Genomic DNA, 13,052 nt, shown 5'->3' on the forward strand with positions numbered 1-13,052 from the left:
CGTTAACGGGAAATGCGGCATCTGTTAACCACATTTTATCCATTGAAAATTTTACTGGGCGATATTCGCAAGGAGCCCGCAGAAAGCCCGGCGACAAAGGGAGACATTCATGGTTCGCGCGCTGACCCAGTCGATACGCGGTAAATTTGCTTTGGCCTTCGGCCTGTTGATGGTGCTCTCGGTCGCAACTGGCGCCTTCTCCATCCTCAAGCTGAACGAGGTCTCCGCCATAGGCCGCAAGCTGGAAAGCGAGATCGCGGCCGTATCGACTCTGGGCGACCTGGCGCGGACCAGCCAGACCCTGTCCGTCATCTCCTTCCTCGAGCACCACGCCCCCGATGCGGCCAGGCGCGCCGAATTCGCCGAAGAAGGGGCTGCGACACGCCGGGATTTCTCGAAACTTTGGAGCGAATACAGCGTCATGGTTTCAGGCGACGAGGAGGCCGCTATGGCCGCGTCGCTGCGTCAGGCCTGGCAGCACTTCCTGGCTGTCCAGGAAGAGGTGACCTCGCTCGACCGCGCCGGACTTACCGATATGGCGGGACAGGTCCTGACCAACGACCTGAACCACGAACGTGTCGCCTTCTTCAATGCTGTACGCAAGGTCCAGAAATTCCGCGAAACCAAGGCGCGCGGCGCTGCCGAGGCAGCCGCCGCTGTCAATGCCTCGGCGCGGATGTGGATCGTCATCGCACTCGGCTCGCTCACCCTGTTCTGCGTCCTTGTCGGCGGGCTTCTGACCGCCAGCATTTCGCGTCCGATCGGCCGCATGACCCATGTCATGCTGCGTCTGGCCCAGCAGGAAACCGACATCACAGTCCCCGATACCGCTCGTCGGGACGAAATTGGCGGCATGGCGGGCGCTCTCAACGTCTTCAAGGACAAGCTGCGCGAAGGCGAATTGCTGCGTGCCAATCAGGCAGCGCTGGAAAAGGACATGGATCGCCAGCGCCAGGCGGAATTGACGCAACTGGCCCAGGACTTCGAAAACGCCATCGGCAGCATCATCGAGGCCGTCTCCAGGTCTGCTGCTGACCTGCAGGACTCGGCCGCCACCCTGTCGGCTGCCGCCGAAGAGACCGAAGCCCAGTCCGTCGCCGTGGAAACAGGCGCGCGTTCCGCCGCCGACAATGTCCGCTCGGTCGCCGCCGCCATCGAGGAATTGTCCGCTTCGGCCCGCGAGGTCGGCTCCCAGGTCTCGCGTTCAAGCGAAATCAGCGGTCTGGCCGTCGAGCAGGCCGAACGGACCCGGCGTGCCATGGACGCCCTGCGCGACGATGCCGCCCAGGTCGAATCCGTTGTGGGCCTGATCAATGCGATCGCCTCACAGACCAATTTGCTGGCGCTCAACGCCACGATTGAAGCCGCCCGCGCGGGTGAAGCCGGCAAGGGCTTCGCCGTGGTCGCCTCCGAGGTGAAGAACCTGGCTAACCAGACGGCGCAGTCGACCAACACGATCGGCGTCTCGATCGAAAAAATGCAGGCTTCGACTGGGCAGGCGGTCGGCGAGATCAGCGGCATCGAACAGACCATAGCCGAAGTCAGCGGTATCGCCTCGTCGATCACCCAGGCGGTGAGCGAACAGGAAAGAACCAGCCAGGAAATCTCGCGCAACATTCATGAGGTATCGCGGACCACGGCCGAAGTCACCGGCAGCATCATAGGGGTAACCCAGGCGGCGCAGGAATCGAGCCAGGGCGCCGTGCGCGTCCTGGATGCCGCCCGGGCTCTGTCGCAACAGTCGGACCGGCTCAAGGGCGAAGTCAACCGCTTCCTCGACCGCGTCCGAGCCGCTTAAGAACGGGATAAGAGCCATGAAAATACCTACGCTTCTAACTGTCTTCCTGGTGGGCGTACTGGCCGTCAGCCCCGCCTTCGCCAAGACGCGCATCTTTCTGTCGATGGCCAAGACCAATGACAAGTTCATCGGCATTCTCAAGAATTCGGTCGAAGCCGAGGCGGCCAAGGACCCGGACATTGAGCTGATCGTCGGAGACGCGAAAAACGACGAGGCGACCCAGGTCAAGCAGGTCCGGGATGCCATCGCCGACAAGGTCGATGCCATCATCGTCCTGAGCGTCAATACCGGCTCGGCCAAGAGCATTCTCGACCTCACCGCCAAGGCCGGCACGCCCTTGATCTATCTCAATCGCCGGCCGCCGATCGATCGCCTTGCCGGCAGGGTCGCCGTCGTCTCGTCCAATGACCTCGTCGCCGGGCGGCTACAGATGCGGTTGGTGGCCGACAAGATCGGTAATGCCGGCAATGTCGTCATCCTGCGCGGCGAAGACGGCCATCCCGCCGCCATCGAGCGCACCCAGGGCGTCAAGGAAATCCTGGCGACCAAGCCTGATATCACTCTCGTTGAGGAAGCCACCGGCAACTGGGATAGGGCTCAGGGCGAGCAACTGGTGACGCAGTGGCTGCAAGGCGGGAAGCCCTTGAAAGCCATCCTGGCCAATAATGATGAAATGGCGCTGGGCGCCATAGATGCCCTGAAAAAAGCCGGAAAAAAACCCGGCGATATCTATGTCGCCGGGGTCGACGGAACCGCCGACGCCCTGCTTGCAATCAACAGCGGTTATCTCAACCTGTCACTGCTGCAGAACGCCCGGGCCCAAGGCGCCCAGGCCCTTGCCGACGCCAAGAAGTTCGTCGGCAAGGAATATGCGGAACTATACGACTGGGTGCCGTACGAACTGATCATCCCGTCGAATATCCAGCAATACGCCGGTCAGTAGGTACTGGGCGGGTCGCTGGCAGGAAAGCTCTCGTCGATCATAGAATCGACCTGATCGTCGTCGAGATTGTTACGGATCTTGCGCTCTCCGCGCATAGTCGTCTTCTTCGGCGTCACGTGAAAGAAGCCGTTCCAGAAGCCGGTGATAAAGCTGGTGACCTTGTTCATAACAAACTCTCCCAATACAAGCGATACGCCGAGCGGCTTTCGGCTGAGTATCACGCCAAAACAGATTTCAAATTAAGGGTGGCCATCCGGTATGTGGCGGGCGGCGATGAGGCGGGCGCGGGCGGCGCGAACCGGCGGCAAAGTATAGGCCGCCAACGCTGCGCTTATGCCCAGTATGGCCAGCACGCTCAGGAACAGCATGAAATCGCGCGGCAGAAACGGCGCCACAACGACCGCGATGATCGCTGCGGTTAGCGCGGGCGCCAGCGTAATCAGCTCGTCGCGAAAAAAAGCGTAAGTCCTGCGTTTCAAGTGAAAGTTCCTCATGTGACGCATTGTCATTAGCTCAGTATGTGAGCGAAATGAGTCAGGTGTCGCTGAGGGGCTTGACCGGTAAAAATCAGTTTAGCGCAAGTGACAGTCCGGAAAGCGCTCCACCGCGCAACGCCTCTGGCGACCCCCCAAAGGTCCGCCGGAGACGATCGTCGCCCTCTTCTATCCGCCCCCCGGCGGTTGAATGAAAACGACGTGCGCGGTTGCCCACGCGCCGGCTGGATCATGAGATCCGCCAGAACGAAGATGCAGAACGCATTGAAAATCAGCGCCTTCTGTCCCGGAGCGGTACAAGGTTAGCCCAACCGTGATCACTTATCAACACGAAGATAACTTCGAGTCGGGGCTATTTTTCCATCCCGTACGGATCGCGCGCCGGCACTGCATCGAGCAGGGACTGCAGGCTGTCCAGATAGTCGTAGAAAGCCTGGCGGCCGGCCTGGGTCAGTTCCGCCACCGTCTTGGTCCGGCTGGCGATGATCGACTTGTGCAGGGCGATATATCCGGCATCGGCCAGTTTCCGGAGGTGCTGGGACAGGTTGCCATCCGATATCGCGATCTCATCGCGCAGCCGGACGAAGTCAGCCCGTCCTACGGTCGTCAGATAGGCCAGGATGGCAAGGCGCGCACGGCCATGGATCACTTCCTTGAGTGTATCGGCGGCGAAAATACTCATACAGCACTTCTCCTCTCCTGCCACGTCAGGGCGAGGCCAGGAACAAGCATCAGGAACACCGCCGCACCCGCGAACAGGGCTGGGCGAAACAGTTCACTGTTGAAACAAAAAACGGCAAATGCCACCGCCGCCCAACCGATGGCCGGCGCAGTCATCCACGGCTTGGCGGCAATCAGCGCCGTGAGGGTCATGATGATCGCATACAGCATGGCGACAAAGGCCAGGTTGATGCGGGGATCGTTGATACCCGCCATGTAGCAGCCGCCCACGAAGACCAGCACAGCGACGCCGCCGATGAACCACATGGCCGCCAGTGTGCGGCTGCGCCACGACCGCTCGTGGGCAGCCTTGTGACGGCGCAGGAGAAACAGGAGGTTGCCGGCATAGCCGATGACAACTTCCGTCGCGGGCAAAGGCAGGTGCGTATGCAGAAAACCGGCGACCTCAAGCACGTGAACAAGATTGCCGACCAGCAGCACCAGCGCCCACCATGCCATGACAAGCCCGCCGCTGACCGTCAGGGGGTCACCACGGCTGACCAGGTTCCGCAAATCCTGCAGTTCCTCGCGCAGATAACCGGCCTCTTCGGGGTCGAGACGCGGCAGGATCGACGATTCAACGTTACGCGACGTATCAGTCATGACCTATTGGTAGCGCCATACTTGCTGCTTGAATAGTCCCCAGAACGTCGCACTTCACTTTGATTTGCAAAGCTAATCGTGCCGGCAAATTACAAGCTGGCCAAGGCCTTTGCGGCTTCAGCGGCCTTCTTGACGTCCTGCGCCCGATCGATCGGACAGATCAGAACGCCCGACGGCGTCGAGATAACCATAACGTCCTTCATGCCAACCACAGCGACCGGTGGGCCGTCATGGTTCTGGATCAGGCAGTTTTCCGCATCGATCAGGATGGACGTGCCTTTTACGTGGTTGCCGGCATCGTCCTTGTCTCCCAGTCGCCACAGCTCGGCAAAACCGCCGACGTCGGCCCAGCCGATGTCACAGGGAATCACTGCCGAACGCTGCGTTCTTTCCATCACTGCGTAATCCACCGATATCGACGGGACGTTGGCGAAATGACCTTCATCGAGGCTCAGCCGTACACCGTCGCGCACGCCCGCCTCATAGGCCCGGCGGCTCTGTTCAAGAACCTCTGGCGCGTAAGTGCTCAACTCTTCCAGCATGACATGCGGCGAGAACAGGAAAATGCCGGCATTCCAGTCGTGATGGCCACCCATGACATATTCGGTGGCCGTAGCCAGGTTCGGCTTTTCAAGAAAGGCCTGAATTTCGAAAATGCCGTCGGACAGTTCCGCGCCGTGCTGGATGTAACCAAAACCGGTTTCGGGATGGGTCGGGCGAATGCCGAAAGTGACGATGCGCTCGCGCGCCGTATCGGCGGCTTTGAAGATCGCGTCTGCAAAGGCGTCCGGCTTGGAAATTACGTGATCTGCCGGCACCAGCAGGACCAGGGCATCCGGGTCGGTCTCCTGGCCGCTTAGCGCCGCGATGGCGGCAACCGCGGCGGTATTGCGGCCAAACGGCTCCAGCACCACCAGTTGCGGACCGCGCGCAATCCGGTCCAGCTGCTCGCTCACCAGAGCGAAATGACCGATGCCGCAGATAACCACGGGAGACGAGAATGCATCTCCCGCCAGACGAAGCGCCGTTTCCTGGATCATGGTGTTCGCCGTGGCCAGCGCATGGAACTGCTTGGGCGCCTGAGGCGTTGACAGCGGCCACAGGCGGGTGCCTGAACCACCAGACATAATCACCGGAAGAATCTTACTAGGCATGTCGGACGATATTTCCCTCATTCTAGAAAAAGTGCCATATCTGGTGCAGCGCGGCGAGACAAAAAGGCTATATCTTGAACCTTGAAACATATAAAGGCGCGATACGTATTTTGCACCTGCGAAATGACGGACTTGCGTCGTCGGCGCCGATGGTGATAGCGATCCAAACCGCAGTGATTTTTTACGCCTGTCCTGACTACTCGTCCCTATATTTACATGCGCGAGCCCACAATGCCCGATAGCCCGTCCTCCCTGACACTGAAGACTGAACTGGAAGCCACGCAGGCAGAACTGCGCACCTGGCTGTTCGACAAGGCGCTGCCGATCTGGTGGAATGCCGGCGGCGACCTTAAGAAAGGCGGCTTTTTCGAGAAACTCAATCTCGACGGCAGCCCCGATGATATCGATCGCCGCACACGGGTCGCTGCGCGCCAAGTCTACTCCTACGCCCTCGCCAAAACCATGGGTTATCAGGGCGAGACTGACGCCGTCATCGACCAGGGCCTGAGATGGCTGTCTGGTCCTGCGCGCAACCCGCATACCGGTTTGCTTTACGCTGTGCTGACGCCACAGGCTGCCGTCGTCCGCGGCGAATTCGACTTCTACGACCACGCCTTTGCCATGCTGGCCTACGCTTCGGCCTTCAAGATCAGGCCACAGGACAAGACGCTGGAAGAGGCCGGCACCTTTATCCGTGACACCATCCTGCGCGACTATTCGCACCCGGTCCGTGGCTTCGAAGAATCCAACCCGCGCAGCCTGCCGCTCAAGGCCAATCCGCACATGCACATGTTCGAAGCCTGCCTGGCGTGGCTCGAAGCCGGCGGCGACGATACGTGGCGTGAAGTCGCCGACCAGATCGCCAAGCTGTGCGCCGACAAATTCATCCATCCGCAAACCGGCGCCCTGCTCGAATTCTTCGACGGCGACTGGAACCCTATCGAAGGCGATGCCGGCCGTATCGTCGAGCCGGGTCACCAGTTCGAATGGGCGTGGCTCTTCCTGCGCTGGGCGCGCATGTCGGGCGATCAGTCCTATCTGCCGATCGCCAAACGCTTTATCGATATTGCTGAGGGTCCCGGTACCGACGACCATCGCAACGCCACCATCTTCGAGCTGTGGGATGACCTGTCCATCAAGGACGCAAAGGCGCGCCTATGGGCCCAGACCGAGCGTGTAAAGGCCTATGTCAAACTGGCGGATGCCGCCATGACACCCTCAGACCGCCAGGCCGCCATTGCCAAGGCGATCGAAGCGTCCAACGGCCTGAAGCTCTATTTCAACACCGAGATAGAGGGGCTTTACTCCGACCGCATGAAGGACGACGGCAGCTTCGAGATCGAGCCTGCGCCGGCCAGTTCGCTGTACCATATCATCTGCGCCATCGATGAGCTCTCAGCCCTGAAACTCTGATCTATTCCAGTGCCGGCGCCCTCCTGGCCTTTGTGGTCTGCTCGAAGACATAACCGGCTTTCAGCAGGTCGGCGTCGCTCCACCGGGTTCCAATAAACGACAGTCCGACCGGCAGGCCCTGGACAAAACCCATCGGCACTGTCAGGTGCGGATAGCCAGACGTCGCCGGCAACTGCGTGGCCGACGGGCCATTATAGACGTCGCCATAGATGGCGTCCGACTTCCACGCCACCGCATAGGTCGGCGCTATGAGTAAGCTTACGTCATGATCCTTAAGCAGGCCATCGAGACGCGTCGACGATATGGCCTGCGACCTGGCAAGGGCGGCGATATATTCCGGGTCGTCGAGGCCTTTTTTCGCCTGCGCCATCTCGAAGATTTCCTGCCGGAAATACGGCATCTCCATGCTCGCGTTGGCCGTGTTGAAAGCAATGACATCGGCGAGCGTTCGGGCTTTGACCGCTGACGGGGTCGCGGCCAGATAGGCGTTGAGGTCGGCTTTGAGCTCATAGGTTAGCACGGTGAATTCGGCATCGCCGAGGCCCGGCGTCGAAGAGTCGCGAATGTCCACCAGGATGGCGCCCGCAGCCTCAAGTGATTTCAGCGCGACCTCGAACACCGCCAAGGTCTTGGGTTCGTCACCCAGTTTATCGCGCAATATGCCGATGCGCACGCCTTTCAGCGACGCATTCGTAAGTCCCGCCACATAGTCCATTTTTTTCGCATCGGCTTCAGCCGTCACCTTGTCTGCCGCGTCGCTTCCGGCCATTACAGTCAGGAGAGCAGCGGTGTCAGTCACCGACCGGCCCATGGGGCCCGGTGTATCCTGGGTGTGGCTGATGGGCACGACATGGCTGCGTGATACAAGCCCGACACTGGGCTTAAGCCCCACCAGCCCGTTCATAGCCGCCGGGCAGGTCACCGAACCGTCCGTCTCCGTACCGATCGCAACCGGCGCAAAGCTGGCGGCAATCGATGCGCCTGCCCCACTCGATGAACCACATGCCGTGCGCGTCAGATCATAGGGATTGGCGACCAGGCCACCGATCGCACTCCATCCGCTCATGGAATGGGTCGAGCGGATATTGGCCCATTCCGACAAGTTGGTCTTGCCGAGAATGACGGCGCCACCGGCCCTGAGATTGGCGATCGACGGCGAATCGCGGCCGGTCACATTGTCCTTCAGCGCCAGAGACCCCGCAGTCGTCGCCATTGGGTCTTTTGTTTCGACATTGTCCTTGACCAGCACCGGTATACCCGCCATCGGCCCCATCGCCCTACCCGCCTTTCGCGCGGCATCGACGGCGCGCGCCTGCGCCACCGCGTTGGGATTGATGGCGATGATCGAGTGCAGCCTCCCGTCCAGCGCCGCGACGCGGGCCATTGCCGCCTTTGTCAGCTCCTCGGCCGAAAAATCGCCACGCACCATGGCGGCCTGCAGCTCGGGAATGGTCATCTCCCCGACCAGGGCCTTTGTCGCCGCCGGAGGGCTGGCAGCGGCTGGCGCGGCCAGAAGCGTGATCGCGGCAAAGGACAAGAACATACGTACCACGGCAGCATCCCCAACAAGCCTCATTCGATACTTGCCCGGATCCACTGCAATGACAAGACTTGCTACGATCTCCTATCCTTATTAGAGCATGTCGCGCTTTCACGGAGATACCCATGGACCTGAACCCCATCATGCTGGCCGCCGGCGCCGAAATCCTGCGCATCTACGCGACCGACTTTGCCGTGGCGGACAAGTCCGATGCCTCTCCGGTCACCGAGGCCGACCAGCGCGCCGAGGCCATTATTCTGGAAAACCTGAAACGCCTGGCGCCAGGCGTCCCGGTCGTCGCGGAAGAAGAGGCCGCCGCGGGCCGTGTTCCGGCCACCGCTACGCGCTTCTTCCTGGTCGACCCGCTGGACGGCACCAAGGAGTTCATTTCCAGAAATGGGGAATTTACCGTGAATATCGCCCTGATCGAAAACGGAGAACCGGTGCAAGGCGCCGTCTATGCGCCGGCGCTGGGCAAGCTCTATTGGGGCGCACGCGGCGAAGGCGCCTTCATGGCCAACGTGGCTGACGGCCAGTTGGAAGACACCCGCGCCATTCGCGTTCGCCTGGCCCCGGCGGACGGTCTGTCGGCGGTTGGTTCGCGCTCGCACGGCGGCGAGGAAACCCAGGCCTATCTGAAGGCTTTCAACATCAAGGATTTCGTTGCCGCGGGCTCGTCGCTGAAACTGTGCCTGCTGGCCGAAGGCGAAGCCGACCTCTATCCGCGCATGGGTCGCACCATGGAATGGGACATCGCGGCCGGTGATGCGATCCTGCGCGCGGCCGGCGGGAGGGTCGAGACGCTGGATGGCCAGCCATTACGTTATGGCAAGCGCGATCAACCCACTGATGTTGACTTCGCCAACCCGCATTTTGTCGCGTTCGGAGATCCGGTCATCCGCGCGTGAGGATGGTCAGGTTGCATTGGCCCTTACCTTTCGATTCAGTTTTTGTAGTTTGTCCCTGTGGACATGCGTGACTACATAGCCTTCAGATTTCCTGAAGGTACCGCCGTGTCCGCCGAACAGCTTACCCATCTCAAAAGGCTAGAAGCCGAAGCCATCTTCATCATGCGTGAAGTGGCCGCTGAATTCAAAAACCCGGTCATGCTCTATTCGATCGGCAAGGATTCGTCGGTCATGCTGCACCTGGCGATGAAGGCCTTCCACCCGTCCAAGCCGCCCTTCCCGCTGCTCCACGTCGATACGACGTGGAAGTTCCGCGAGATGATCGAATTTCGCGACACCACGGTCAAGAAGCTGGGCCTGACTCTGCTCAAGCACACAAATCCGGACGGCGTACGCGACAATATCAATCCGTTCGACCATGGCTCGAACACCTATACCAACATCATGAAGACCGACGCCCTTAAGCAGGCGCTGACCGAGCATGGTTTCGACGCTGCCTTCGGCGGCGCTCGCCGCGACGAAGAAAAGTCGCGCGCCAAGGAGCGCATCTTTTCCTTCCGCACGCAGAACCACGGCTGGGACCCCAAGAACCAGCGCCCGGAACTGTGGAACCTCTACAATGCCCGCGTGAAGCCGGGCGAGTCGATCCGCGTCTTCCCTTTGTCGAACTGGACCGAGCTCGACATCTGGCAGTACATCCTGATGGAAAACATCCCGATCGTCCCGCTGTACTTCGCCCAAAAGCGCCCGGTCGTGAAACGCGGTGGCCAGCTGATCATGGTCGATGACGACCGTCTGCCGCTGCAGCCCGGTGAAAAGCCCGAGATGAAGTCGGTGCGCTTCCGCACGCTCGGTTGCTACCCTTTGACTGCCGCCGTCGAATCCGAGGCCGACACACTGGAAGAGATCGTCGCCGAAATGCTGACGACGCGGACCTCGGAACGCTCCGGCCGCCTGATCGACCATGACGAACAAGGCTCGATGGAAAAGAAGAAGCGCGAAGGTTACTTCTAAAAATGAATGCTATTGTTGATACGCGCTTAGACACCCGCGCCCTGATCGATTACCTGGCCAGCCACGAAAAGAAGTCGATGCTGCGCTTCCTGACCTGCGGCAGCGTTGACGACGGCAAGTCGACCCTGATCGGCCGGCTGCTTTATGACACCAAATTGATCTTCGAAGACCAGCTGGCTGGCATCGAGAAGGATTCCAAGAAGTTCGGCACGGTCGGCGAAGACATCGACCTGGCGCTGCTGGTCGACGGGCTGCAGGCCGAGCGCGAACAAGGCATTACGATCGACGTCGCCTATCGCTTCTTCACGACGGAAAAGCGTAAGTTCATCGTCGCCGACACACCCGGCCACGAGCAATACACGCGCAACATGGCGACCGGCGCGTCGAATTCCGACCTGGCCGTCATCCTGATCGATGCCCGCAAAGGCATCCTGACCCAGACGCGCCGGCATTCGTTTATCGTCTCGCTGCTGGGTATCAAGCACGTCGTATTGGCGGTCAACAAGATCGACCTGATGGACTATTCCCAGGAGGTCTTTGACCGCATCGTCACCGAATATAACGCCTTTGCCTCGGGCTTTGGCTTTGAGACCCTGCAAGCCATTCCGCTGTCGGCCCGCTATGGCGACAACGTCCTGGAACGCAGTGACAAGCTGGCATGGTACAAGGGGCCGACCCTGGTCGAGCACCTCGAAACCGTCGACATTTCGCGCGACCTGACGACGCGCCCATTCCGCCTGCCTGTACAATGGGTCAACCGCCCGGACCTCAACTTCCGCGGCTTTTCCGGCACCATCGCGTCGGGCGCCGTCCAGCCGGGCGATCCCGTTTTAGTCGCCAATTCCGGCAAGACCTCGAGGGTCAAGTCGATCTCGACCTATGATGGCGACTTGGCTCGTGCCGTTGCCGGTCAGGCCGTTACGCTCACGCTCGAAGACGAGATCGATATCTCACGCGGCGATGTCCTGGTCCCGCCCGAAGCCCGCCCGGAAGTCTCGGACCAGTTCCAGGCGCACCTGATCTGGATGAGCGAGGACGAGCTTATTCCCGGCCGTCCCTACCTGATCAAGATCGGCTCACGCACTGTGTCGGCCAGTGTCACCGACATCCGCCACAAGGTTGACGTCAACAGCTTTCAGCAGCTGGCCGCCAAGACGCTGAAGCTCAACGAGGTCGCCGTCGTCAACCTGGCAACCCAGGACGCAGTTGCCTTCGACGCTTACGCCGACAACCACGAGACAGGCGCCTTCATCGTCATCGACCGCGTGTCTAACCTGACGCTCGGCGCGGGCATGATCGACCACGGCCTGCGTCGCGCCACCAACGTCCACTGGCAGGCGCTCGACGTCTCAAAGGCCACGCGCGCCGCCGCCAAGGGCCAGAAGCCGGCTGTCCTGTGGTTTACGGGTCTGTCGGGATCGGGCAAGTCGACTATCGCCAACCTGGTCGAAAAGAAGCTCCTGAGCATGGGCCACCACACCTACCTGCTCGACGGCGACAATGTCCGCCATGGCCTGAACAAGGACCTGGGCTTCACGACTGAGGACCGCGTCGAAAACATCCGCCGCGTCGCCGAAGTGTCCAAGCTGATGGTCGATGCCGGTCTGATCACCCTGGTGTCGTTCATCTCGCCCTTCCGCGCCGAGCGGCAACTGGCACGCGAACTCCTGACCGATGGCGAATTCATCGAAATCTATGTCTCGACTCCCCTGGAAGTAGCGGAAAAACGCGACATCAAGGGGCTGTATGCCAAGGCTCGCGCCGGTGAAATCAAAAATTTCACCGGCATCGACAGCCCGTACGAGACGCCGGAACGTCCGGACATCGTGGTCGAAACGGTAAGTTTATCCGCTGAACAGGCAACGGGAAGGATCGTCGAACACCTGATTGCGCATCGCTACCTAAGCGTGAGTCCCGAATACGAAATCTAATAGACTGCGCCTTGACGGGCCTTGGTCTAAACGGATAGATGTGCAGCGCCGAAACAGACCAGGACCTCCAATGCAAGTTAAGACTTATGCGATTTCCGGGCCTGTTTTGATTACGCCTAAGAAGTTCGGCGACAGCCGCGGCTACTTCATGGAAGCGTTCAAGGACGCTTGGTTTCGAGAGAACGTCGCGGATACGGGTTTCGTTCAGGACAACCAGTCTCTGTCGGCGCAAACCGCCACCATTCGCGGCCTGCACTATCAGGCGCCGCCGATGGGCCAGGGGAAGCTGGTGCGCTGCCTGAAGGGGGCGATCTTCGACGTTGCCGTCGATGTGCGGCCGGGATCGGCCACGTTCGGCCGATGGATCGCCGAGACATTGACGCCTGAGAATGCCGGCCAGCTGTGGGTGCCTGAAGGCTTCCTGCACGGCTTCTGCACGTTAGAGCCCGACACCGAGGTGCTGTACAAGGTGACCAATCCCTACAGCGCAGAACACGACCGCGGCATAGCGTTCGACGATCCGGAGATCGGCAT

Annotated in this window: 13 protein-coding genes; 7 read left to right on the top strand and 6 right to left on the bottom strand. The window is 60.5% G+C overall.

Translation table 11 applies throughout. From position 1 onward, the window contains the following. Positions 1-109 precede the first annotated feature (109 nt). Together AC1DON_RS14635 and AC1DON_RS14640 are read left to right on the top strand one after the other, a co-directional pair. A complete protein-coding gene (locus tag AC1DON_RS14635; RefSeq protein WP_476935550.1) occupies positions 110-1,798 on the top strand; it encodes a methyl-accepting chemotaxis protein in 1,689 nt (562 codons plus the stop codon). A gap of 16 nt (positions 1,799-1,814) precedes the next feature. Then, the gene (locus AC1DON_RS14640; RefSeq protein ID WP_476935551.1) at positions 1,815-2,741 is read left to right on the top strand and encodes a substrate-binding domain-containing protein; all 927 of its coding nucleotides are present in this window, start codon (positions 1,815-1,817) and stop codon (positions 2,739-2,741) included. On the opposite strand, the gene AC1DON_RS14645 is transcribed toward AC1DON_RS14640, so the two are convergent. From AC1DON_RS14645 to AC1DON_RS14665, 5 genes are all read right to left on the bottom strand, one after another. Further along, entirely contained in the window at positions 2,735-2,908 is a 174-nt protein-coding gene (locus AC1DON_RS14645; protein WP_476935552.1) for a hypothetical protein, read from the bottom strand. The genes AC1DON_RS14640 and AC1DON_RS14645 overlap by 7 nt on opposite strands. Before the next feature lie 72 nt (positions 2,909-2,980). Then, the gene (locus AC1DON_RS14650; RefSeq protein WP_476935553.1) at positions 2,981-3,220 is read right to left on the bottom strand and encodes a hypothetical protein; all 240 of its coding nucleotides are present in this window, start codon (positions 3,218-3,220) and stop codon (positions 2,981-2,983) included. A gap of 367 nt (positions 3,221-3,587) precedes the next feature. Next, positions 3,588-3,917, bottom strand: coding sequence for a transcriptional regulator (locus AC1DON_RS14655; RefSeq protein ID WP_476935554.1), 330 nt, complete (start codon positions 3,915-3,917; stop codon positions 3,588-3,590). After that, positions 3,914-4,558: a hypothetical protein gene (locus AC1DON_RS14660; protein WP_476935555.1), complete on the bottom strand. Its 645-nt coding sequence runs from the start codon at positions 4,556-4,558 to the stop codon at positions 3,914-3,916. Before AC1DON_RS14660 ends, AC1DON_RS14655 begins: the two co-directional genes overlap by 4 nt. A gap of 89 nt (positions 4,559-4,647) precedes the next feature. After that, complete coding sequence (locus AC1DON_RS14665; protein ID WP_476935556.1) at positions 4,648-5,712, bottom strand: mannose-1-phosphate guanylyltransferase/mannose-6-phosphate isomerase; 1,065 nt, start codon at positions 5,710-5,712, stop codon at positions 4,648-4,650. Between the two features lie 231 nt (positions 5,713-5,943). On the opposite strand from AC1DON_RS14665, the gene AC1DON_RS14670 reads away from it, so the two are divergent. Then, positions 5,944-7,125, top strand: coding sequence for an AGE family epimerase/isomerase (locus AC1DON_RS14670; RefSeq protein ID WP_476935557.1), 1,182 nt, complete (start codon positions 5,944-5,946; stop codon positions 7,123-7,125). Between the two features lies 1 nt (position 7,126). Here the strand turns inward: AC1DON_RS14670 and AC1DON_RS14675 are convergent, their stop codons facing one another. Continuing rightward, complete coding sequence (locus AC1DON_RS14675; protein WP_476935566.1) at positions 7,127-8,668, bottom strand: amidase; 1,542 nt, start codon at positions 8,666-8,668, stop codon at positions 7,127-7,129. Between the two features lie 122 nt (positions 8,669-8,790). Between AC1DON_RS14675 and cysQ the strand changes: the two genes are divergently transcribed. From cysQ to rfbC, 4 genes are all read left to right on the top strand, one after another. Then, positions 8,791-9,573 carry a 3'(2'),5'-bisphosphate nucleotidase CysQ gene (gene cysQ / locus AC1DON_RS14680; protein WP_476935558.1) on the top strand — a complete coding sequence of 261 codons (783 nt, stop codon included), beginning with the start codon at positions 8,791-8,793 and terminating at the stop codon, positions 9,571-9,573. A 63-nt stretch (positions 9,574-9,636) separates the two neighbouring features. Continuing rightward, positions 9,637-10,587 carry a sulfate adenylyltransferase subunit CysD gene (cysD, locus tag AC1DON_RS14685; RefSeq protein ID WP_476935559.1) on the top strand — a complete coding sequence of 317 codons (951 nt, stop codon included), beginning with the start codon at positions 9,637-9,639 and terminating at the stop codon, positions 10,585-10,587. 2 nt (positions 10,588-10,589) lie between these two features. Beyond that, the gene (gene cysN / locus AC1DON_RS14690; protein WP_476935560.1) at positions 10,590-12,518 is read left to right on the top strand and encodes a sulfate adenylyltransferase subunit CysN; all 1,929 of its coding nucleotides are present in this window, start codon (positions 10,590-10,592) and stop codon (positions 12,516-12,518) included. Between the two features lie 70 nt (positions 12,519-12,588). Continuing rightward, the coding region (gene rfbC, locus AC1DON_RS14695) for a dTDP-4-dehydrorhamnose 3,5-epimerase (RefSeq protein WP_476935561.1) at positions 12,589-13,052 on the top strand (464 nt) is incomplete at its 3' end.

The organism is Asticcacaulis sp. P4_H10 (assembly GCF_056400965.1).

Bases quoted from the DNA above. Each gene is read 5' to 3' on its own strand.
- AC1DON_RS14665 (WP_476935556.1), bottom strand. From the start codon at position 5,712: ATGCCTAGTAAGATTCTTCCGGTGATTATGTCTGGTGGTTCAGGCACC.
- AC1DON_RS14675 (WP_476935566.1), bottom strand. From the start codon at position 8,668: ATGTTCTTGTCCTTTGCCGCGATCACGCTTCTGGCCGCGCCAGCCGCT.
- cysQ (WP_476935558.1), top strand. From the start codon at position 8,791: ATGGACCTGAACCCCATCATGCTGGCCGCCGGCGCCGAAATCCTGCGC.
- AC1DON_RS14635 (WP_476935550.1), top strand. From the start codon at position 110: ATGGTTCGCGCGCTGACCCAGTCGATACGCGGTAAATTTGCTTTGGCC.
- AC1DON_RS14660 (WP_476935555.1), bottom strand. From the start codon at position 4,558: ATGACTGATACGTCGCGTAACGTTGAATCGTCGATCCTGCCGCGTCTC.
- cysD (WP_476935559.1), top strand. From the start codon at position 9,637: ATGCGTGACTACATAGCCTTCAGATTTCCTGAAGGTACCGCCGTGTCC.
- AC1DON_RS14655 (WP_476935554.1), bottom strand. From the start codon at position 3,917: ATGAGTATTTTCGCCGCCGATACACTCAAGGAAGTGATCCATGGCCGT.
- AC1DON_RS14640 (WP_476935551.1), top strand. From the start codon at position 1,815: ATGAAAATACCTACGCTTCTAACTGTCTTCCTGGTGGGCGTACTGGCC.
- cysN (WP_476935560.1), top strand. From the start codon at position 10,590: ATGAATGCTATTGTTGATACGCGCTTAGACACCCGCGCCCTGATCGAT.
- AC1DON_RS14670 (WP_476935557.1), top strand. From the start codon at position 5,944: ATGCCCGATAGCCCGTCCTCCCTGACACTGAAGACTGAACTGGAAGCC.
- AC1DON_RS14645 (WP_476935552.1), bottom strand. From the start codon at position 2,908: ATGAACAAGGTCACCAGCTTTATCACCGGCTTCTGGAACGGCTTCTTT.